The sequence below is a fragment of the Streptomyces sp. NPDC088762 genome (genome assembly GCF_044750905.1).
Lineage (GTDB): Bacteria > Actinomycetota > Actinomycetes > Streptomycetales > Streptomycetaceae > Streptomyces.
On sequence record NZ_JBIVKT010000001.1, the window covers coordinates 931,990 to 951,761 of the forward strand.

Annotated in this window: 18 protein-coding genes; 6 read left to right on the forward strand and 12 right to left on the reverse strand. The window is 72.6% G+C overall.

Annotation, left to right across the window (positions count from 1 at the left end; genetic code table 11):
• Nucleotides 1-43: 43 nt before the first annotated feature.
• The 3 genes from cysK to ACIP5M_RS04310 all read right to left on the reverse strand — a co-directional run bounded on the left by cysK (nucleotide 44) and on the right by ACIP5M_RS04310 (nucleotide 2,791).
• Nucleotides 44-1,021 carry a cysteine synthase A gene (cysK, locus tag ACIP5M_RS04300; protein ID WP_401191601.1) on the reverse strand — a complete coding sequence of 326 codons (978 nt, stop codon included), beginning with the start codon at nucleotides 1,019-1,021 and terminating at the stop codon, nucleotides 44-46.
• 164 nt (nucleotides 1,022-1,185) lie between these two features.
• Nucleotides 1,186-2,004 (reverse strand): arginase family protein, encoded by an 819-nt coding sequence (locus ACIP5M_RS04305; RefSeq protein ID WP_401191603.1) that lies wholly within the window; start codon nucleotides 2,002-2,004, stop codon nucleotides 1,186-1,188.
• A 13-nt stretch (nucleotides 2,005-2,017) separates the two neighbouring features.
• The gene (locus ACIP5M_RS04310; RefSeq protein ID WP_401191606.1) at nucleotides 2,018-2,791 is read right to left on the reverse strand and encodes a YqcI/YcgG family protein; all 774 of its coding nucleotides are present in this window, start codon (nucleotides 2,789-2,791) and stop codon (nucleotides 2,018-2,020) included.
• A gap of 287 nt (nucleotides 2,792-3,078) precedes the next feature.
• Here ACIP5M_RS04310 and ACIP5M_RS04315 point away from each other — a divergent pair, with 287 nt between their 5' ends.
• Entirely contained in the window at nucleotides 3,079-4,023 is a 945-nt protein-coding gene (locus ACIP5M_RS04315) for a UbiA family prenyltransferase (protein ID WP_401191609.1), read from the forward strand.
• Between the two features lie 43 nt (nucleotides 4,024-4,066).
• Here ACIP5M_RS04315 and ACIP5M_RS04320 read toward each other — a convergent pair whose 3' ends face one another.
• Both ACIP5M_RS04320 and ACIP5M_RS04325 read right to left on the reverse strand, forming a co-directional pair.
• Nucleotides 4,067-4,783 carry a response regulator transcription factor gene (locus ACIP5M_RS04320; RefSeq protein WP_401191611.1) on the reverse strand — a complete coding sequence of 239 codons (717 nt, stop codon included), beginning with the start codon at nucleotides 4,781-4,783 and terminating at the stop codon, nucleotides 4,067-4,069.
• 197 nt (nucleotides 4,784-4,980) lie between these two features.
• Nucleotides 4,981-5,667 (reverse strand): TetR/AcrR family transcriptional regulator, encoded by a 687-nt coding sequence (locus ACIP5M_RS04325; RefSeq protein ID WP_401191614.1) that lies wholly within the window; start codon nucleotides 5,665-5,667, stop codon nucleotides 4,981-4,983.
• 111 nt (nucleotides 5,668-5,778) lie between these two features.
• On the opposite strand from ACIP5M_RS04325, the gene ACIP5M_RS04330 reads away from it, so the two are divergent.
• Nucleotides 5,779-6,444: an NADPH-dependent FMN reductase gene (locus ACIP5M_RS04330; RefSeq protein WP_401191616.1), complete on the forward strand. Its 666-nt coding sequence runs from the start codon at nucleotides 5,779-5,781 to the stop codon at nucleotides 6,442-6,444.
• Between the two features lie 15 nt (nucleotides 6,445-6,459).
• Nucleotides 6,460-7,905, forward strand: coding sequence for a DHA2 family efflux MFS transporter permease subunit (locus tag ACIP5M_RS04335; protein ID WP_401191619.1), 1,446 nt, complete (start codon nucleotides 6,460-6,462; stop codon nucleotides 7,903-7,905).
• 138 nt (nucleotides 7,906-8,043) lie between these two features.
• Here ACIP5M_RS04335 and ACIP5M_RS04340 read toward each other — a convergent pair whose 3' ends face one another.
• Nucleotides 8,044-8,493 (reverse strand): hypothetical protein, encoded by a 450-nt coding sequence (locus tag ACIP5M_RS04340; RefSeq protein ID WP_401191621.1) that lies wholly within the window; start codon nucleotides 8,491-8,493, stop codon nucleotides 8,044-8,046.
• A 193-nt stretch (nucleotides 8,494-8,686) separates the two neighbouring features.
• Between ACIP5M_RS04340 and ACIP5M_RS04345 the strand changes: the two genes are divergently transcribed.
• Both ACIP5M_RS04345 and ACIP5M_RS04350 read left to right on the forward strand, forming a co-directional pair.
• A complete protein-coding gene (locus tag ACIP5M_RS04345; protein ID WP_401191623.1) occupies nucleotides 8,687-9,925 on the forward strand; it encodes a serine hydrolase domain-containing protein in 1,239 nt (412 codons plus the stop codon).
• 92 nt (nucleotides 9,926-10,017) lie between these two features.
• A complete protein-coding gene (locus ACIP5M_RS04350; protein WP_401191625.1) occupies nucleotides 10,018-10,521 on the forward strand; it encodes a GNAT family N-acetyltransferase in 504 nt (167 codons plus the stop codon).
• Between the two features lie 24 nt (nucleotides 10,522-10,545).
• Here ACIP5M_RS04350 and ACIP5M_RS04355 read toward each other — a convergent pair whose 3' ends face one another.
• From ACIP5M_RS04355 to ACIP5M_RS04375, 5 genes are all read right to left on the reverse strand, one after another.
• Complete coding sequence (locus tag ACIP5M_RS04355) at nucleotides 10,546-11,019, reverse strand: hypothetical protein (RefSeq protein ID WP_401191628.1); 474 nt, start codon at nucleotides 11,017-11,019, stop codon at nucleotides 10,546-10,548.
• Between the two features lie 359 nt (nucleotides 11,020-11,378).
• Nucleotides 11,379-13,442: a HesA/MoeB/ThiF family protein gene (locus ACIP5M_RS04360; protein WP_401191631.1), complete on the reverse strand. Its 2,064-nt coding sequence runs from the start codon at nucleotides 13,440-13,442 to the stop codon at nucleotides 11,379-11,381.
• 32 nt (nucleotides 13,443-13,474) lie between these two features.
• The gene (locus ACIP5M_RS04365) at nucleotides 13,475-14,029 is read right to left on the reverse strand and encodes a hypothetical protein (RefSeq protein WP_401191633.1); all 555 of its coding nucleotides are present in this window, start codon (nucleotides 14,027-14,029) and stop codon (nucleotides 13,475-13,477) included.
• An 84-nt stretch (nucleotides 14,030-14,113) separates the two neighbouring features.
• On the reverse strand, nucleotides 14,114-15,532 hold the full coding sequence (locus ACIP5M_RS04370) for a protein kinase (protein ID WP_401191635.1): 1,419 nt from the start codon (nucleotides 15,530-15,532) through the stop codon (nucleotides 14,114-14,116).
• Between the two features lie 215 nt (nucleotides 15,533-15,747).
• Nucleotides 15,748-17,520: a bifunctional 3'-5' exonuclease/DNA polymerase gene (locus tag ACIP5M_RS04375; protein ID WP_401191638.1), complete on the reverse strand. Its 1,773-nt coding sequence runs from the start codon at nucleotides 17,518-17,520 to the stop codon at nucleotides 15,748-15,750.
• Between the two features lie 40 nt (nucleotides 17,521-17,560).
• Between ACIP5M_RS04375 and ACIP5M_RS04380 the strand changes: the two genes are divergently transcribed.
• Nucleotides 17,561-18,739, forward strand: a complete 1,179-nt coding sequence (locus tag ACIP5M_RS04380) for a DUF2786 domain-containing protein (RefSeq protein ID WP_401191639.1) — start codon at nucleotides 17,561-17,563, stop codon at nucleotides 18,737-18,739.
• 127 nt (nucleotides 18,740-18,866) lie between these two features.
• Here ACIP5M_RS04380 and ACIP5M_RS04385 read toward each other — a convergent pair whose 3' ends face one another.
• Nucleotides 18,867-19,571 (reverse strand): hypothetical protein, encoded by a 705-nt coding sequence (locus ACIP5M_RS04385; protein ID WP_401191642.1) that lies wholly within the window; start codon nucleotides 19,569-19,571, stop codon nucleotides 18,867-18,869.
• Nucleotides 19,572-19,772 lie beyond the last annotated feature (201 nt).

A 19,772-nucleotide genomic window follows, 5' to 3' on the forward strand; every position in this document is an offset into this window, starting at 1 on the left:
CCGCGAGGCGGGGGCGCCGGGTGCCGGGTACCGGATGCCGAGGTCAGGCCTCGCCGTCACCGGTCTCCAGGGAGGCGAGCCACTCGTCGTCCGAGCCCTCGACCATCCCTTCCATGAGGAACGTGGAGAGGTAGCGCTCGCCGGTGTCCGGGAGCATGGCGAGGAGTACGGAGCCCGCCGGCGCGGTCTCGGCGACGCGCAGCGCGGTCGCCAGGGTGGCGCCGGCCGAGATGCCGGTGAAGATGCCTTCCTCCGCGGCGAGCCGGCGCGCGGTGTCGCGTCCTTCCACCTCGTCGATGGTCACCAGTTCGTCGATGACGCTCCGGTCCATCACGCCCGGCACGAAGTTCGGTGCCCAGCCCTGGATCCGGTGGACGTTCCACTCCTGGCCGGCGAGCACGGCGGCGTTGTCCGGCTCCGCGGCGATGATCCGTACGGCGGGGCGGGCGGCCTTCAGCATCTGTCCGACGCCGGTCAGCGTGCCGCTCGTGCCGAACCCGGTGACGAAGTAGTCGAGGCGCTTGCCCGCGAAGTCGCCGAGGATCTCGGAGGCGGTGGTCTCGCGGTGGTAGGCGGGGTTGGCGGGGTTGTCGAACTGGTTGGCGCGGAACCAGCCGTGCTTGGCGGCGAGTTCGTCCGCGATCCGGTTGCCGCCGCTGCTGCCGAGGTGGCCCGGGAAGAGGAGCACCTTGCCGCCGTAGGCCCGGATCAGCTTGCGGCGTTCCGCCGAGTACGTGTCGCCCATCACCGCCACGAACCGGTAGCCGCGGGCGGCGGCCACCATCGCCAGGGCGATCCCGACGTTTCCGGAGGTGCACTCGACGATGGTGTCGCCCGGCTTGAGCAGCCCCTTCGCCTCGGCGTCGAGGACGACGGAGAGCGCGAGGCGGTCCTTCACCGAGCCGCCGGGGTTGAACGACTCCACCTTCACGTAGACCGTGGTGTGGGCGGGGGCCATGCGGTGCAGCTTGACGATCGGGGTGCGGCCGATGGTGTCGAGGATGCTGTCGTGGAGAGGCATCGGAAAGTACTCCTTGGCAAGGCGGTACCGGCGGTGCCGGTTGCGGGGATCGGCGGGGCTCGGCGGCTCGGTCCGGCGGCGCCGGGTTCGGCGGCGCTGGGTGCGGCGTCGCTCGGTGCGGCGTCGCTCGGTTCGGCGGGGGCGGGAGAGGGCCCGCGGCCGGGCTAGGCGGCGGGGGCGTTTTCGAAGGCGGGGGCGACCATGGCGAGGATCGTTTCCACCGCCCGGTCACTGAGCTGCTCGTCCAGCGGGGCGTTGAACTCGGCCAGTTCGACGCCGCGGAGCTGGGAGGGCGGGATCGTGTCGAAGATCATCCGGATCTGCTCGGGGAGCAGGCCGTCCGGCACCGTGTAGTCGGCCGGCACGTGTCCCGGTTCCATCACGTCCCAGTCGATGTGCACCCACACCGGCGAGTCGCCGATGACCGCCAGGATGTTCTCGGCCGTCGTCTCCGACGGGGGGATGACGCGGACGCCGTGCTTCGCGATCAGTTCGGCCTCGGCCTCGTCGATGTCGCGTGACCCGACCAGAACCGCCTGCCCGGGGCGCAGGCCCGAGCCGTGGCCGCTGTCCCAGAGCCCGCACGCGCCGGAGAGGACCATGCCGCCCAGGTACCCGGTGCCGGTCGTGTCGGGGGTGTTGAAGTCGCCGTGCCCGTCGATGTAGAGCACCACGGCGTCCGGGTGCTCCCGGGCCACGACCGGGAGAGTGGCGAGGCTCGCCGAGCAGGTGTTGGAGATCATGACCGTCCGGCTGCCGTTCCCGATGCTGTCGGTGACGGCCTGGCGCAGCCCGGTCAGCGTCTCGCCGGCCTGCGGAAGGCTGACGGTCCAGTCGTCGTCGGCGGGCGGCGCGGGCTCCCCGATGAAGCGGCCGGTGAGTCCGTAGCGGTGCTCCAGGGCCCGCGCGATGCGGGCGGCGCCCTCGATCATCCGGGGTTCCCGGTCGGCCACCCGGCCCTGGGACACGATGAGCTCGATCATTGGTCAGGATCTCCTAATTCGTTTCAGCGACCGTCTGGGGCCGGAAGGGGCAGACGCCGCTTCGCTCGGCGTTCTCGTCGATGAGCCCGTACTGGAGCCATTCGAGTGCTCCGGCGCCATAAGAGCCCAACTGCGGGGAATGCTGAATTCCGTCGTAACCGTGTATGCGCCTACGGATGTTCGCGCGGACCTTGCGGCCGCTCGGTGTATCGCCGGCGAACACGTCGAACCGTTCGCGGGGATTGATGACGATGGCGAAATATTCGCCGAGATTCCTGCTGCGGCGGTTCCGGTGTGCGGGATTGCTCATGTTGCAGAACAACGGCATTCCGTTGAAGCACATGGACCAGGATTCGGAATCCGGGTCCTGCCCGACCTCGTCCGGCCAGGGCGCGGGATCGAGCCGGTGCAGTCCCTGCAGCACCTGCCAGCCGAAGGAGTGGTAGCCCTCGACGCTGCGCGCGCTCACCGCTTCCGGCGAGAACATCACGACCAGCGGATACGCGGTGTCCAGCTGGCCGTCCCAGGCCCTGGACAGCTCGACGTACTCGGTGAGGGCCTCCGCCAGGTGGCGCATGCCGTCGCTGCCGGCGTCCTCCACGAAGACGAACCGCAGGAGCTGCTTCCGGAAGGCATTCCGGGAGAAGACGCACGGGAAGTCCGGATCGGTGAGACGTGAAGCGATCTCTCCGATGGCGAGTCGGTGCCATCCCACTCCGCCTTCGAGGACGTGCGCCTGGGAGATCAGCGTCGTGGTCTGCTGCGACCTTTCCACCTGAGCATCCATTTCTACGGGTCCCTGCCGTTTCGAATGAGGGGGTGAGAGGGTCGGCGTTTCCGTCCCGGACCGCTCCGCGTTCTGTGGAAATTCGCGGAATCGGGGAGCCGGAAAGGGTGCCGTTCATGTCCCCACCGTGGCGTCGGATTCGTTTCACCGGGCCGCGGCCTCACTCATCGTCACCCATCAATTCCGTCGCCACAACGCATTGCCACTAAGGGTTCATTAGGGGTGTACACCCCCTTACGCCGATGGTTGTATGGCGATGATCCCGAGGCCATTCCTAGGTTGTGATCGTGATTAATTCCGCTGGCTACCTGAGCGCCCCCGTTTCGGCTCGCGCTCTGGATCTCCGATGGCGCACCGCGGCACATGCGGCGCGTCTGTGCTGGGCCGAGGCGCGCCCGTCGGTACAGCTGGTGTTCCTGCTGCGCTTCGCGGTGGGGACGGTGTCCGCCGGGCAGCTTCCGCCGGCTCTGGGGCCGGCCGGGCTCGGCCTGGCGTCCTGGTGGTGCGCGGTGGCCTGCGCGTACCTGCTCAACGGCGTGACGGACGTCCGCGAGGACCGGGCGAACGGGTCCCGGCGTCCGATCGCCCGGGGCGACCTCCCGGTCCACACCGCCATGGCGGTCACGGTCCTGCTGGGGGTCGCTGCGCTGGTGCTCGGAGCGCTGGCGGGGAACGGCGTGCTCGGGTGGGTGGCCGGCTTCCTGCTGCTCGGCTGGGCGTACTCGTGCGCTCCGGTGCGGGCGAAGGATTCGAGCGTGGCCTGCGCGGTGGTGGTGTTCGGTCTGGGCGCGACCTCGTACGCGGCCGGTGTCGCGGCAGCCGGGTCCGGTTGGACCGCGACGGGCGCGGTGTTCGGCGGCGTGATGGCGGCCTGGATGGCGCTGGTCGGCTCCCTGGTCAAGGACCTGGGGGACGTCGGCGGGGACGCGGCCGGAGGACGGCGTACCGTGGCGGTCGTCCGCGGAGTTGCGGCGGCGCGGGCCCTGGCCGTGGCGGGTGCCGTACTGGTCGGCGCGGCCGGAACGGCGGCGGCCGCCCTGTGGGCCCCGCCGGCCCTGGTGGGGGCGGTGGCCGTGGCGGCCGGAGCGGTGTGGGTCGTCGCCCAGGTGGTGCGCGACGCCCGGCGGCAGAGCGCGGACCGCCGGCAACGGCGCGGCGCCTACCGGGCCTTCATGGTCACGCAGTACGCCGCGAACCTGCTCGTACTGGGCGTTCTGGTCGCCACCGGGTGAACCGCGGCCGCGCAGGGCGCGACCGCGGTGCGCCGCGGCGAGGTCAACCCTGTCCGGGGAACGCCTTGTTCAGCGCCTGCACCCGGGAGGTGGCCCCGAGCTTGCGGTAGGCGTTGTGCAGATGGCGCTTGACGGTCGCCTCGCTGATCTCGAACCGGCGGCCTATCAGACGGTTCGTCAGTCCCGCCCGCACCGCCTCGAGGATCTGCCGCTCCCGCAGCGTCAGCAGATCCAGGGCCTGCGCGTCCGAAGTATCCGCGGAGTCCGCGGCATCCGCGGGCGCCCCGGCGTCCTGCTCCCGCACCGCGGGGGCGGAGGGCTGCTGGGCCTCCTCGTAGCCCCGGATCCCCTGGTACAGACGGCTTCCGGCAGCGGCCCGGAAGGCGGTGCTCACCGTCCGCGCCGCCGCGTGCCGTTCACCGGCCTCCACGTGCTCGACGGCTTGCGCGACCGAGGGCTGCATGGCCTGCCAGAGCACCTCCGCCGCCCGTACGGACTCGGAAACGGGGACCCGTTGGACGACGCGGTGGGCGCCGAGCAGCCGCGAGTACTCCCCGGCACCCGGGAGTTCGGAGTGGTGGCCGGCCTCCAGCGCCTGCGCGCACTCGGCCACGATGTTCTGAGCCTGATGACGGCACTGTCGCCAGATGTCCTCGCGGGACACCAGGGGACTGCCGAAGCTTCCCAGTGCGGCCCGGTAGGCCTCGATGATCTCGGGTGCGGCAGCACGGAGCTGCTGAGCAGCCGCCTGATGACCCACAGGTGTCTCCCTCCGGCCACGGGTCATCGTCGCCGCCGGTCCCGGCGACGCTCCCCGTGTGTGTGGGGGGCAAGCTAGCACCGGACCGGTGCACCCGAAAAGGAAGATCCAATGGGCGGAACGGCCGGTCACGTGACGTAGTCGTTGCTGGCCGTAGCCCTGATCATCGGCAGGGCCCGGCCGCACTGTCCGGTGTTTCAGGCGGCCCGGTAGGCCCGCAGGAAGGCGGCGACGCCGCCCCTGATCAACTGCTCGGTGCGCTCCTTCGGCAGCGGCCGGACGCCGTAGTGGGAGAGCTGCGTGATCGAGTGTGAGGTCAGCGCCGTGAAGTGGGCGCCCGCCAGGGCCGGGTCCCCGTGGGTGTCGATCAGGCCGGCCTCGGCGAGGCCGGTCATGGTGTCGGCGAACGCGCGGGCGACCGGCTCGGGGCCGGCGCTCTTCCAGGCCTCGAGCACCTCGGCCGGTACGTGGTCGGCCTCGGCGTGGATGTGGCGGACGAGCGCGAAGTGGTCCCGGTAGTCGGCCATGAGGTCGACGAACGCGAAGGCCAGCGCGACGAGGTCGCGTTCCAGATCGTCCGGGTGGGGCGGGCGCTCGGGGGGCAGCAGGGCCTTGATCCGTGAGATCTGGGCGTCCTTGACCTCGTTGGAGGTCCAGGTGACGACGGTGCGGAAGAGGTCCGCCTTGCCGCCCGGGAAGTGGTTGTAGAGCGTGCGCGTCGAGATGCCGGCCGCGGCGGCGAGCGCGTCGACCGAGGCGCGGGCGTAACCCTCGCGCCCGAAGACCCCGCAGCACGCGCCGACCACGGCGATCTGCTTCTCGAGCTTGCGGGGCGGGACGTTCCGCCGCGCCTCGTCCATCCAGGCTTCGTTGCTGCTGCCCACACTCGGCTCCTCACGAACTACAACGACCGTTGTAATTTTTACAACGGTCGTTGTAGTTTACGGGAGGGGAGGCCGCACCGGGTGGCCGACCCGCTCGATGAGGGGACCGCCATGTCTGCCGCCGCCGAAGCCGTATCCACCGCCTCCACTTCCACCACCACCTCCACCGGCTCCAAGGGCGCTCATGAGGACGCGCCCCTGCGCGTCGCCGTCATCGTCGGCAGCGTCCGCGAGGGGCGGGCCGGACGCGCCGTCACCGATTGGTTCCTCGGTACCGCCGAAACGCACGGCGGGCTGGAGCTGGACGTCATCGACCTCGCGGACGTCCCGCTGCCGCTGGCCATGCCGGGCTGGGGAGGCACGCCGAGCCCGGAGGCCGCCGCCGCGCTGGCCGACGTGACGCCGCGGCTGGTCGCCGCCGACGCCTACGTCATCGTCACGCCCGAGTACAACCACAGCTTCCCGGCCGCCCTGAAGAACCTCATCGACTGGCACCACGTGCAGTGGCGCGCCAAGCCCGCCGGCTTCGTCTCGTACGGCGGGCTCAGCGGCGGCCTGCGCGCCGTCGAGCAGCTGCGGCTGGTCTTCGCCGAGCTGCACGCGGTGACGATGCGCGACTCCGTCAGCCTGCACGGGCCGTGGTCGGGGCTCGGAGAGGACGGCGTGCCGCGCGACACGGCCGTGTCCGAGAGCGCGGCCAAGGGGATGCTCGGCCAGCTGGTCTGGTGGGGGCGGGCCCTGCGGGCGGCCCGCGCGACCCAGCCGTACGAGGGCTGAGGGCGGCGGGGGGACATGACAACGACCAAGAACGGCGGCCGGGCCGTCGGGGCAGCGGCCGCGGCTGCGGAGCCCGCCCGGGACGCGGCCGCGGCCTCGAACGCGGTGTTCAACCGGACCATCGTCGTCGTGATCATCGGCTCCGTGATGTCGGTGCTCGACATGACGATCGTCAACGTCGCGCTGCGCCGCCTCTCGGAGGCCTTCCACGCACCCCTGGAGACGATCCAGTGGGCCGCCAGCGCCTACACGCTCGCGCTCGCCGCCGTCATTCCGACCGCCGCATGGGCGATGGCGCGGATCGGTGCCAAGCGGACCTACCTGACCGCCCTCGTCCTGTTCACGCTCGGCTCGCTGCTCGCCGCGGCGGCCTGGGACGCGGGCAGCCTGATCGCCTTCCGCGCGGTGCAGGGTCTGGGCGGCGGTCTGCTCATGCCGGTCGGCATGACGATGGTGATGCGGGCCGCGGACCGCGAGCGGCTCGGCCGGGCGATGGCGCTGAGCGGGCTGCCCGTCATCATCGGGCCGGTGATCGGGCCGACGCTGGGGGGCTGGCTGGTCGACACCGCGTCCTGGCGCTGGATCTTCCTCGTCAACCTGCCCATGGGGGTGCTCGCACTGGCGCTCGCCGCCAAACTGCTGCGGCCCGACGCGCCGCGTACGGACGGGGGGCCGGCCCCGCGGCTGGACGTGCCGGGGTTGCTGATGCTCTCGCCGGGGCTGGCGGTGCTGCTGTTCGGCCTGGCACGGGGAGGGGAGACCGGCGGCTTCTCCGCGGCCGGGGTGCTCGGGCCCACGGTGGCCGGGGCCGTGCTCGTGGCCGGCTTCGTACGGAGGGCCCTGACGGCCCGTGAACCGCTGCTGGACCTGCGGCTGCTGCGCGACCGCACCTTCGCCGCCGGGATCGGCACGCTCGCGCTGTTCACCTGCGGCTACTTCGGTTCGATGCTGCTGGCGCCGATGTACTGGCAGCAGGTCCACGGCATGGACGCGAAGACCGCGGGCCTGCTGGGCGCGCCGGTGGGTCTCGCGGTCGGTACGGCGATGCAGTTCGCCGCGCGGCGCGTCGACCGGATGTCGCCGCGGCGCCTGATCCCCGCCGGGATCGCGCTGGGAGCGCTGGGGATGGCGCTGTCGGCGTTCCAGGTCGGCGTGGAGGACGTGGCGGCCTGGCGGGTCGTGGGCTCGGCGATGGTGATGGGGGTCGGTTCGGGAATGGTCCTGATGCCCACGATGACGACGGCGAGCCGCGGCCTGCCGAACGACCGCATGGCGGCGGCCGGCACGGCCCTGAGCATCAACGCACAGGTCTGGGCATCGGTGGGGACGGCGCTCATCTCCGTACTCCTCGGCTCGGCCGGCGCCGACCCGGCGGGCTTCCGCCTCGCGTACGCGGCCGCGGCAGCCCTCCTCGCCCTGGCCCTGATCCCCGCAGCCCTCCTTCCGGGCCGCCGCCCCTGACCACTCCGGGCCGCCTACCCCGCGCGTCGTGCGACGCGGGGGCACGCGCACGGGCTGCCGGCCGTACGGCTGAGCAGCCGCCGTCGCCATCACCCTCGCACTATGGCTCGCGCGCCCGCCGGACTCCCGACGTCCTCGTCACCCGTTCCTGGAACCAAGCCGTCCGGAGGCCGAAGTTCCTGGATCGTCGATGTCAACTGTGATCTCGAACCCCGAGGTTGAGCTGAAGGTGGCCTCGGTTCCAAACAGCTGGATCCGATCAAATGGATTGGATTCGGCGAAGAAAATTGCCCAGATGAGCGCACGGTCAACAGTCAACCGCGCAATGAACCCCTCCGACCCGTACGAACCCTCACCGGCCCACAGCAGCCCCCTACTTCCCAGGTCTACTGCGACCAGCCCATCAACCGAAGAGACCCGAGAGGGATCGCTCTCCAACATTTCATCGAGATCGAACGGGGCGAGCACCCTCAAACCGCTCGACGCGTCGGAGTCGAGGTCAACATCACAGGACCTCCCGTCTGCATAATGCAGGGCATCTCTGATGGGAAGCTGAAAATCTTCCCATAGGCGTTCGATCGTCGTCATCTTGACTTGCACTTCCCGCTGCGCACGTGCTGCGGCCTCTCCTGTAGTCCGGTTCGAGGGGCGGGTGAACCGCGTTCGGATCGACTCGCTCAATGATGACCGGTCTCGCCGCTTCGCCCCGGCTCGCTGGGGGCATGGGGGCGGGCTACGTTGGAGGGGTGGGGGCTTGGCTCGGGGTGGTAGGAGGCCGGGCATGACGACGCGCTGGCGGAAGGCCGCCGTAGGGGTGGCCGCGGTCGGGCTCGTGGTGGTTCCCATGGGAGTGGGGGCCGGTTACGCGTGGGACGCCGCGGGCGGCGCATCCGCCGTGGCGGCGGCGCCGCCGGTGGGGGCCGTGGACCCGACGCCCGGAGCCGAGGAGTTCCCGCAGCTGACCCCTGCCGTCGCGGCGCAGCTCGACGTGGCCGTGAAGAAGGTGCTGGCCCAGGCGAAGGTGCCCGGGGTGACGGTGTCCCTGTCGGCGCCCGGGAAGGGCGAGTACGTGCGCGCCTTCGGAGTCGCCGACAAGGCGACGGGTGCGCCGATCGCCACCGACATGAACATGCGGATCGGCAGCGTCACCAAGACCTTCACCGTGACCGCCCTGCTCCAGCTGGTGGACGAGAAGAAGGTGGGGCTGGACGACCCGATCGGGAAGTACGTCGACGGGGTGCCCAACGGCGAGCGGATCACTCTGCGCGAGCTGGCCGGGATGCGGAGCGGGTTGTTCAACTACTCCGAGGACGAAGGGTTCTTCAAGGCCCTCACCAGCGATCCCCGTCGGGCGTTCACCCCGCAGGAGCTGCTCGCGTTCTCCTTCCGGCACCCGGTGCTGTTCCAGCCCGGCGAGAAGTTCTTCTACTGCAACACCAACCTGATCCTGCTCGGGCTCGTGGTGGAGAAGGTGACCGGCGCCAAGCTCGCCGACTACATCGACCAGAAGGTCGTCAAGCCCGCCGGACTGAAGCACACGCTGTTCCCCACCGGCGCGGAGTTCCCCCGTCCGCACGCCCACGGCTACACGGACGACACCGCCACCGGGAAGACCCAGGACGCCACCGACTGGAACCCCTCCTGGGGCTGGGCGGCCGGCGCGATGATCTCGTACCTCGCCGACCTCAGGTCCTGGGCCAAGACCCTGGCCACCGGAACCCTGCTCACCCCCGCCACCCAGGCCCAGCGGCTGGAGGCGGAACCGGCGCTTCCGGGCGCGCGGTACGGCCTGGGCATCTTCGACGTCCAGGGCTGGGTCGGCCACAACGGCTCACTGCCCGGCTACGAGGCGCTGGCCGTGTACATGCCGCAGACGCAGGCCACGCTCGTGGTGATGCTCAACACCGACATCAACTACCAGGGATCCGAGCCCAGCACGCTGTTCGGTGAGGCGATCACCAAGATCGTCACCCCCGACCACGTCTTCTCGCTGCCCGCCCAGCCCGTCTCCTCCCCCTGAACCCCCCTCCCCGCGTGCCCGGGCGGGCTCCCGCGCACAATGGGTCGCGGCGCGCGGGAGCAGAACACGCACTGTGGACTAGGGAGATGGACGTGGACGGTCAGATCGTGCAGGCGGACGGGCACCAGGCCCCGCCCGCGGAGTCCGGGGTCGTCGTACGCGCCGCGGGCGCGGATGATGTCGAGGTGGCGGCCGGGCTGTTCCGCGGCTACCTGGACTTCTACGAGGTGAAGGTGGAGGACCCGGACGGGCCGCGCGCCTTCCTGGCGGAGCGGATCGCCAACGACGAGTCCCTGGTGCTGCTCGCAGACGCCCCGGAGGCCGGGACGGTCGGCTTCGCGCAGGTCTACCGCACGTTCTCGTCGCTCACCCTGCGGCGCGCCTGGGTGCTCAACGACCTGTACGTCTCGCCCGCCGGCCGGCGGACCGGCGCGGGGCGCGCCCTGCTGCGCGAGGTGCTGCGCCGGGCCCGCGAGGCCGGGGTGGCCGGGGTGCAGCTGGAGACGGCGTACGACAACCACATCGCACAGGGGCTGTACGAGGCGGAGGGCTTCGTCCGCGAGGAGTTCCACGTCTACTTCCACGACCTGGGCTGAGTACGTCCCGCACGGCGACCCGGCTCACTCCCTGATGCGGATCCAGTACAGGAAGCACGCGCTGAGCAGCAGGAGCGCGGCGGTCACCGGCCACAGGCCGAGCAGGACCGGGCCGCTCGCGACCAGCGCCGCGAATCCGTAGAGCGCGACGGCGGAGCCCAGCAGGCCCTGGAGCGCGACCGGTGTCCTGGCCGCCCGCACGATGAGCAGCAGCAGGACGGCGCACGCCGGGTACAGCCACGGGTGGTCCCGGGCGGGGCCCTGGAGCAGCACCATGTCGCGGATGTCGGGGAAAGCGGACCAGGCCCTCTCGCGTGCGGCCAGTTCGAACGGCGGCCGCCAGCGCGGTGCCAGCTCCGCCGCCTTCTGGAACGGGAGGGTCCAGTCCGTGAGGAGGAGCAGCTGCCACAGGAGCATGGTCAGCGCGCCGGCCTGGCCCGCTCCGGCGAGGCCCCCCAGCCCGGCCCGGGACCGGGGCGGGAGCGGCGTGGGGGGCACGTAGACCGGGTCCGGGGCACGGACCGGTTCCGGTTCGGGCGCCGGCCGGGGCCGCGGCCGCGGCTGCGGGCGTGGGGGTGGCGGCGCAGGCGGGGGAGTGGGGGGTTCCTGGCGCGGCGGGGGAGTAACCGGAGGCTTCGGAGGCACGGGTGGGCCCGAGGGCTTGCCGTACTTGAGCCGGGCCTCGCGGGCCCGGCGCATCGCCTCGGTCGTGTCGTCGGCCATGTCCCCTCTACCTGTCCCTGGTGCCCTGTGCCCGGTCCCTGTTTCCTGGTGCCCTGCCCTCTGTTCCCCGCCCTGTTCCCCGCCCTGTGCCCGCGCCCCGTGCCCGCGCCCAGTGCACGCGCCGTCGGCCGGGTTCAGCGGTGGCGGCCCCCGCCGGCTCCGGCGTTCCGGGCGCGCTGCCGTTCCTCGTAGGCCCGTTTCTGCCGTCGCGTGATCTCCGCGTCGTCGCCCCGGCCGCTGTGCTCCCGCGGGTCACTGCGCAGCGAGAGGTCACCGCAGACCGGGCAGTCGGGCCGCCGGTGGGTACGGGGCCAGATGCTCTGGAAGGCGTACTGCCCGGGAACCTCGCCGAGGACCCGGGGGAAGAACCAGTGGTCCGGTTCCATGGCGAACAGCGCCAGGGAGAGGTCCTTGTGGAGCGGAGTGGCCAGGAAGCCGCCGATCCGCTCGTGGCCGCCCGTCGGGTGCATCAGGGCCAGTGCGATCTTCGCGGCGGCCGCGGTCAGGTGGTGGATGTCGGTCAGCAGGCCCGGTACGGCGAACGTCCGGCCGGTCCCGTAGTCCGTACGCGGCTGGTGGCCCAGCTCCCCCAGGGACTCGCGGACCCCGCCGGTGGCGCAGTCCCAGCACGGGGAGCCGGGGGTGGTGAACACGACCTCACCGCCCGCCGCGCCCTCGTACAGCCCGACGAAGAGGGCCGGGCGGCCGACGAAGTAGGCGAGGTGGTTGAGGCGCTGCTGGGCGTGGTTGTCGTCGGTCGCGGCGATCACCAACTGGGCGTCGGAGATCCGCTGCTGCCAGGTGTGGTTGTCCAGCGCCGCGACTTCGCGCTTGACGACGGTGATCTTCAGCCGGCGGTTCACCCGCTTCAGGCGCCGGGCGGTGGCCTTGGCCTTGTTCCGGCCGATGTCCCGGGTGTCGTACATCGAGCGCCCCAGATTGGCCGGCTCGACGCGGTCGGGGTCGACCAGGGTGATTCGGCCGACGCCCGAGCGGACCAGGACCTCGGCCAGATAGCTGCCGACCGAGCCGACGCCGACGAGCAGGACGTGGCTGTCGGCGAGGGCGGGCGACAGCAGCCCGCCGGTACGGGCGAACAGCCCGGCGCGGGCCGCCCTGGTCCGGCCGATCCCCACCCGCATGGTGAGCCGGCGGATCCGCCCCGGGGGCCGCTCGGCGGGACGGGCCGCCGCGTCGGGCGAGACCGGTGAGAGGGCGGGACCGGGCGGCGGCACGGGTACGGGCACGCCGGCCGATCCGCGCGGGTCGGGCAGCGGCACAGGAGAGGCCGGAGAGGCCGGACCCGCCGGAGCGGGGGCCGGGCCGGACCGGCCGGCCGCGAACCCCTCCTGGCGTACGGGGCCGGCGGCGAAGGACTCCCCGATCCCCGGCGGCGCGTCGGCCCCGGATCCGCCGCCCGCACCTCCCCCGCCCGCACCTCCGCCCGTGTTCCGCAGCGCTTCCCGGAGCCGTTCCCGCTCCGGCACCCGGTGGTCCCACGGCAACTCGCTGACGAGCAGCTCCGGATGGCGCCCGTCGGCCCCGGCCTCCTCCAGCAGCAGCGGCGCCGTCACCGGGAAGTCGGGTGTGGCGAAGAGGTACCGCCGCGCCCCGGACCGGTTCCGCGGCAGCGGGACCCGTACGCCCGCCACCCCGCCGACGACGCAGGTCAGCGGATAGGCGTCGGACCAGGAGATCCCGGCCTCCCGGAGGGCGGCGGCCAGGGGCACGACCACCGGGCGCAGCGGCTGGAGCTGCACCCCGCGGGCGGTCCACATGGCCCCGAAGAAGGACATCCGCGCGCTGTCCAGGGCGAGTTCGTGCCGGCTGAGCGGGGTGGTGAGGTCGTGGGTGACGATCGGGGCGATGTACCGCCCGAGGTCGGGCACGGCCTCCAGGGTGCGGCCGTATTCGCGGTGGTCCTGCTGGGAGGGGTGCGGCATGCCGAGCGGGTGCGAGTGGACGATGCCCTTGAACCGGATCGGACCGGCCGCCTCCTGGCGGCCGATCTCCTCCAGCAGCCAGCCGGTGTTGCTGTACTCCACCCGCGTGACCTGCGCGTGGGCGTCGTGCACGAAGCCGGTCAGCACGTCGCGGCCGCGCAGCCCGAGCAGAGCGCCGCCCTGCTCGGGCCTGGTCCGCCCGATGTCCTTCCCCACCTGGTCGATCACGTAGTCGAAGACATGTACGGGCAGCACGGCATCGGTCCCTTCCGCTCCGGGCGGGGCTGTTACTGCTTGTGGTTGAAGGGGAAGGGGTGGCCCATCTGGACGAAGTCCACGCCCAGGGCCCAGGCGGCCGAGCGGGCGTAGGCGTCCTGGAGGGTGGGCTGGCCCGAACCGGGCCGCTCGGACAGGCAGATCAGCCCGCTGCCGTAGAGGTGCACGCCGTGCGCGTCGTGGCTGGGGAGGGATTCCAGCTCGGGCTCGATGAGCCGTACCTGGTACTCCGTGCCGTTGAAGTGGGCGCACATCACGTACGTCCGGTTGAACATCGTGGTGATCTCGTAGACCCAGCCCTCGGCGCCGGGAGCGTCCTCGTAGTAGGTGTTGGCGGGCAGTTTGCTCCGTACGACCTCGTACTCGCGGGCCAGCCGGGCTTCGGCGCTGAGGGCGGCGAAGGTGCTCTGCGGAACTCGCGACAGCGGGGCGTCGTCCTCGCCGCCGGTGCCGAGGCGAACTTTGCCGTCGCGGTCGACGTAGACCTCCTGCTGGCCCGTCGGCTTCTTGGACTGGCTGGCGAAGAAGCTGTCCCGGATCGCGTTGAGGTCGTACATGTCAGCCATGTTCGTCATCCCTCCCCAGGGGAACGGTGGCGGTGCGGTGTGGTGCGGTGAGGTGTGGAGGTCCGAGGCGGCTCGCGCCGTCCCTCACGCCGGGTCGCGGGTGATCAGCTCCCACACCCGGATGGTCCTCGGGTCGTCGGGGCCGTGCGCCGTCAGATGGTCCTGGTAGAGGGATTCGAACTCGGCGGCCGCGAGCGCCTGTTCGCCGGCGGCGGCCAGCCAGTGGGCGCGGTCGAAGCGGATCTCCGACATGCGCGGGTCGGTGGCGGAGAGGACCCCGGAGACCGCGGTGAGCAGCTCCAGCAGGTGCTGCGCGGCCAGTGCGGCGTGCCCGGCCTCGCCCAGGTAGCGGGCGAGGTTGAGCGAGCAGACGAGGGCCAGCTCGTCGTCGGAGCCGAGGACCTGGCGGGCCCGCGCGGCCACCGGGGCGAGCCGGTCGGCCGCCTTGGAGGGCTGGCCGGCCCGGGCGAGGGCCTGGGCGAGGTGCAGGACGACCAGCCAGCCGCTGCGGTGGTCGGAGGGCAGCACACGGGAGGCGTGGTCGAGGACCTCACCGAGCCGTCTGACCCGCTCGGCCGGGTCGGACTCCGCCTCCAGCACGGCGTTGCACCGGGCTTCGACCTCGGCCGCCGGGTCGGCCGGGGGGCCGGGCGGCGGTGGCGGGGGCGGCGGGGTGTGCGGTGTGGAGACCACCGTGGGCGGCGGGGTGGCCGCTGCGCTCAGGGCGCGGAACAGCGCGGCCATCTCCCTCGAATCGGCCGGGCGGTGGCCCGGGTTCTTGGCGAGGAGCCGGGTCACCAGGACGTCCACGGCGGGCTGCACCTCCGGGCGCAGTTCGCGTACGGAGGGCACCACGGCGTGACAGTGCTGCTTGGCCAGGGCGCCGTAGTCGCCGTGGGAGACGTAGGGCTGGCGGCCGGTGAGCATCTCGAACAGGACGCAGCCGACGGAGTAGAGGTCGGTGGCGGGGGTGACGGGCTCCAGGAGGAACCGCTCGGGGGCCATGTACTCGGGCGTCCCCAGGAGTTGGCCGGTGGCGGTCACGCCGGCGGCGTATCCCAGCTCGCCGACGGCGGTGTAGGAGCGGGCGATGCCGAAGTCGAGCAGGATCAGCCGGTCGGCGGGCTCCCGGACCATGACGTTGCCCGGTTTGACGTCGCGGTGGACGAGGTTGCGGGCGTGTACGGGGACCAGCGCGTCGCAGAGCTGGGCGGCCCAGGCCAGGGCGTGGGCCACGGGCAGCCGGTGCCCCTTGGGGACGGCGGCGCGCAGGGTGCGGCCCTCGATGAACTGGGTGATCAGGTAGAGGTGCCAGGATCCGGCTATTTCGGTCTCGTCCACGTCGTGGATGCGGACGACGTGCGGATCGTCGATGGCCGCGAGGATCCGGGCCTCGCGCAGGAAGCGGCGGGCCGCATGGGTGCCGCGGTCCGCGACGCGGAGGAACTTGGCGACGACCGTGCGGTCCAGCCGCAGGTCGTGGGCTTTCCAGACTTCTGCCATGCCTCCCGGGAAGTGCTCAAGTAACTCGTACCGGTCCAGTACAAGGCGCCCCAAAGGCGCGGGGTTCGCCCCCCGCATACCCGACATGGCTCAATGGTGACACTTGCGTGTTCATCGGTTGACCGTATTCGGGAAAGATTCCGGCGGGTCTGTCGCGCCGGCCGCCGACGGGGACCGCGCCCGTCCCGCGCCCGTACGGGGGCTCGCGGCGGCGGTCATTTCGCGTCGGCGTAGCACTGCACGACCGCCGTCGTGAACGGGAACCGGACGGGGGTGTCGCCGAAGGCGATCCGGCCGGCCAGGTCGGAGGCGGCGCGGATCGCCTCGGCGACGGCCCCGGCTTCCTCGGCGGGGCAGTGCACGATCACCTCGTCGTGCTGGAAGAACACCAGCTCGGCCCGCATCGGGGCGGTCGCCTGCCGCAGGGCCGCGAGCAGCAGCAGGGCCCAGTCGGCGGCGCTGCCCTGGACGACGAAGTTGCGGGTGAACCGGCCGCGGGCCCGGCTGTTGGTCGAGGCGTAGCTCGGCGTCCACCCGTCGTCCCGGTCCTGCGGGATCCCGGCCTCGCCCGCGTCCTCCTCGCCGGAGCCGGAGCCGGATCCGGATCCGGCCGGTGGCGGGGAGGTGCGGCCCAGCCAGGTCCGTACGAGCCGGCCCTCCTCGCCGGCCCGGGCCGCGTCGTCCACGTAGGCCACGGCCCGGGGGAAGCGGCGGCGCAGCGCGGCGAGGTTCTTGAGGCCGTCGCCGGAGGTCTGCCCGTAGACGGCGCCGAGGACGGCGATCTTGGCCTTGTCGCGGTCGCCGGAGAAGCCCTGGCGGGAGACGGCGGTGTAGAGGTCCTCGGGGCGGCCGGCGACCTCCATGAAGGCGGGGTCGCGGGAGATCGCGGCGAGCACGCGGGGTTCCATCTGGTCGGCGTCGGCGACGACGAGCCGCCAGCCCGGGTCGGCGACGACGGCCCGGCGGATGACCTTGGGGATCTGCAGGGCCCCGCCGCCGTTGGTGACCCAGCGGCCGGTGAGGGTGCCGCCGGGGATGAACTCCGGGCGGAAGCGGCCGTCGTGGACCCAGTCGGCGAGCCAGCTCCAGCCGTGGGCGGTGTAGATCCGGTACAGCTTCTTGTACTCGAGCAGCGGCTCGACGGCGGGGTGGTCAAGCTCCTGGATGGCCCAGCGGCGGGTGGACGTGAGCTTGATGCCGGCCTCGGCGAAGGCCTTGATGACGTCGGCGGGCAGGTCCGGGCGCACGCGTCTGCCGAAGGCGGTGGAGACGCGGTCGGCCAGTTCGGCCAGACGACGGGGTTCGCCGCCGCCCGCGTAGCGCTCGCCGAGCAGTTCGGTGAGGACGGCGCGGTGTACGTCGGCCCGCCAGGGCAGGCCGGCGCGGTTCATCTCGGCGGCCACGAGGAAGGCCGCGGACTCGGCGGCGACGAGCAGCCGCATCCGGTCGGGGTGGGCGGTGGCCTCGATGCGTCTCGCCTGGTCGGCGTGGACGGCGAGCAGCGCGTCGAGGGGGAGCGGCGCCGGGCGGGGGTCGAACAGGGAGTCCTGCGTGCCTGGTTCGGCGGCGCGCTGCGGGGGGTCGGGCGGGACCGGGGCGCCGGTGAGCCGGGCCCAGGCGGCCGCCGCTGAGCGGGGCTCCCCGAGGCGGCCCTCATGGCCGAGCAGGAGGAGCTCGGCGGCCTCGATGTCGTGGCACCGCTCGACGCGGGCGCCCGCGGCGAGCAGGCGGGGGTACACCGCTGCCGTGGACGGCCACACCCAGCGCGTGCCGGCGGGGGCGGCCCGGACGGCGTCGGCGGGGTCGCGCACGGTGATCCGGGGGCCGGTGGCGGGAGGCACGGGGGCGGCGTGCCACCGGCTGTCGCCGTCGCCCTCCTCGGCGAGGGCCCACCGGACAGGGGTATCGCTCACGCTTGCGAGTGTCCCACCGGGGTCTGACAGTCCGGCGGTGCCGGGCCGTGGCCGGAGTCGGCGGTGCGGGGACATGCCCTGAGTCGGCGGTGCGGGGACATGCCAAGCTGAGGGGGTGAGAGACCTTGCCGAAACCGTCGACCGAGCCTTCGCCGCAGCGCTGTACGCCCAGGACGACACCGGGCTGGACACCGGCGCCTCGGTGCTCGCCGCCGAGCCGGGCCGGTGGGCCGGGGTCGGCCGGGAGCTGCTGGTGCGCGGGGAGGGGTTCGTACGGCAGGCCTGGGAGCGGGGCTGGCGGCCGGCCGACGTGCTCCGGCTGGTGCGGCGGGATCTTGAGGAACGGCACCTGCGGATCACCGGCGACCTGATCGCCGCCGAGGCGCGGCGCTACGCCCGGCTCCCCGAGCGGTGGACCGACGCCGAGGTGTGGTGGACGGGCGACGACACCTACGCCGAGGAGCTCGCGCGGCGGGAGAGGGCGGACCGGTTCACGCTGGCCACCGCCGTCCTGGAGGTGTTCCGGCTGCTGATCCGGCTCCCGTCCATCGAACCGGTGGGTCCGGTTCCCGGGGATCCGGCCGGCGATCTGGCGGCGCACGCGCACATCGAGCCGCGGATGCTCGGCCGCATCAGGGCCCTGCTGGCCAAGGCCGAGGCCACCACCTTCCCGGAGGAGGCGGAGGCGCTCAGCGCCAAGGCCCAGGAGCTGATGGCCCGGCACACCGTGGACGAGGCCCTGCTCGCGGCGAGCGGCAGGGGGCCGGCCCAGGTCCCGGCGGCGTGCCGGATCGGTGTCGAGCCGCCGTACGAGGAGGCCAAGGCGGTACTGCTCGACGCGGTGGCCACCGCGAACCGCTGCCGGGCGGTGTGGAACGGCGCCTTCGAGTTCTCCACGGTGGTGGGGTTCGAGAGCGACCTGGAGGCGGTCGAGCTGCTCTACACGTCGCTGCTCGTCCAGGGGACGGCCGCCATGACGCGGGCGGAGGCCGCGCAGCGGTCGGGCGGGCGCAAGCGGACGAAGACCTTCAGGCAGTCCTTCCTGCTCGCCTACGCCAGCCGGCTCGGACAGCGGCTGGCCGAGACCGCCGAGCACACGGCGAGCGAGGCGCCGGACAACCTGCCGGCCCTGGTGGCCCGCGAGGTGGCGGTCACCTCCCGGGCGGAGGAGATGTTCCCGCAGACCACGACGACCCGCCTGCGGGGCGCGACGGACCTCGCCGGCTGGGAGGACGGCACGGCGGCGGCCGACGCCGCCCAGGTGGGCGGCGGGCGCAAGCCGATCCGGCGGTAGCCGGGGCGGCGCCACGGCCGCCCCGGGTCCCCTGGACACCCGCGTATCGCGGCCGAACCGGTGGTTCGGCCGGTCGGGGGCCCGCTCGGCACCGCGCCGGGACGGGCCCTCGGCCTTCGTACCGTGACTAGCCGTCCTGGTTGGTGTTGGTCTGGGTGACGTTGTCGCCGTTCTGGTTGATGTTGGCCTGGTTGACGCTGTCCTTGCCGCCGGTCTGGTTGAGGCTGATGGTGTCGGCGTGGGCGTCGCCGCTCTGGGCGTTGCCGGTGGTGATGGTGCAGATGCCGAGGCAGTCGCCGACGAAGCCGGTGGTGGCGTGGCCGGTGGTGGCGCTGCCGCCGGTGGCGTTCTGGGCGTTGGCGGCGTTGCCGCCCTGGTTGAGGCTGATCGTGTCGGCGTGGGCTTCGCCGCTCTGGACGTTGCCGGTGGTGATGGTGCAGATGCCTGCGCAGTCGCCGAAATAGCCGGTGGCGGCGTTGCCGGCGACGGCGCTGCCGCCGCCGGCCCCGGCACGGCTGCCGGGCGCGGCGGAGCCCGCTCCGGCCGTGCGCAGCGTCCGGGCCACGGAATCGTGGCTGAGGGTGCGGAGCTTCTGGTCCAGGGCCACCTGCCTGAGGGGTGCGCGGAGTGCCTGGGTGACGGCGCGGCTGCGGGTGGTGCGGAGCGTCTGGCTCAGAGCGCCGCTTTCCCCGGGGGCGTGGGCGGTGGTGCTGCACAGGCCGGTGCAGTCGGTGGGCTGGGCGGCTGCGTAGGCGGGGAGTGCGAGGCCGCCGGTCAGCGCCGCGCTTGCCGCGGCCAGAACGAGGGCGTGAGTCCAGGAACGCTGATTCATCGAGGATCCTCCGGCATGTGGTGCGAAGTGGGCACACGGCCTGGCGGGTGGCGGTGTGCGGCCGGCCGGTTGCGCCCGTGGTGCATACGGACCGGTATGGCTGGGACCTGACGGGCGCAGACGTTATCGCGCAGGTCAGATCCCGCCTACGACCTGCCGGGCAGCGGCGTGTTCCGGCTCTGGGCCGCCTTTCCGACTCCC

Bases quoted from the DNA above. Each gene is read 5' to 3' on its own strand.
- cysK (WP_401191601.1), bottom strand. From the start codon at position 1,021: ATGCCTCTCCACGACAGCATCCTCGACACCATCGGCCGCACCCCGATC.
- ACIP5M_RS04305 (WP_401191603.1), bottom strand. From the start codon at position 2,004: ATGATCGAGCTCATCGTGTCCCAGGGCCGGGTGGCCGACCGGGAACCC.
- ACIP5M_RS04310 (WP_401191606.1), bottom strand. From the start codon at position 2,791: ATGGATGCTCAGGTGGAAAGGTCGCAGCAGACCACGACGCTGATCTCC.
- ACIP5M_RS04330 (WP_401191616.1), top strand. From the start codon at position 5,779: ATGTCTGCCGCCGCCGAAGCCGTATCCACCGCCTCCACTTCCACCACC.
- ACIP5M_RS04335 (WP_401191619.1), top strand. From the start codon at position 6,460: ATGACAACGACCAAGAACGGCGGCCGGGCCGTCGGGGCAGCGGCCGCG.
- ACIP5M_RS04340 (WP_401191621.1), bottom strand. From the start codon at position 8,493: ATGACGACGATCGAACGCCTATGGGAAGATTTTCAGCTTCCCATCAGA.
- ACIP5M_RS04345 (WP_401191623.1), top strand. From the start codon at position 8,687: ATGACGACGCGCTGGCGGAAGGCCGCCGTAGGGGTGGCCGCGGTCGGG.
- ACIP5M_RS04365 (WP_401191633.1), bottom strand. From the start codon at position 14,029: ATGGCTGACATGTACGACCTCAACGCGATCCGGGACAGCTTCTTCGCC.
- ACIP5M_RS04370 (WP_401191635.1), bottom strand. From the start codon at position 15,532: ATGGCAGAAGTCTGGAAAGCCCACGACCTGCGGCTGGACCGCACGGTC.
- ACIP5M_RS04375 (WP_401191638.1), bottom strand. From the start codon at position 17,520: ATGTCCCCGCACCGCCGACTCCGGCCACGGCCCGGCACCGCCGGACTG.
- ACIP5M_RS04385 (WP_401191642.1), bottom strand. From the start codon at position 19,571: ATGAATCAGCGTTCCTGGACTCACGCCCTCGTTCTGGCCGCGGCAAGC.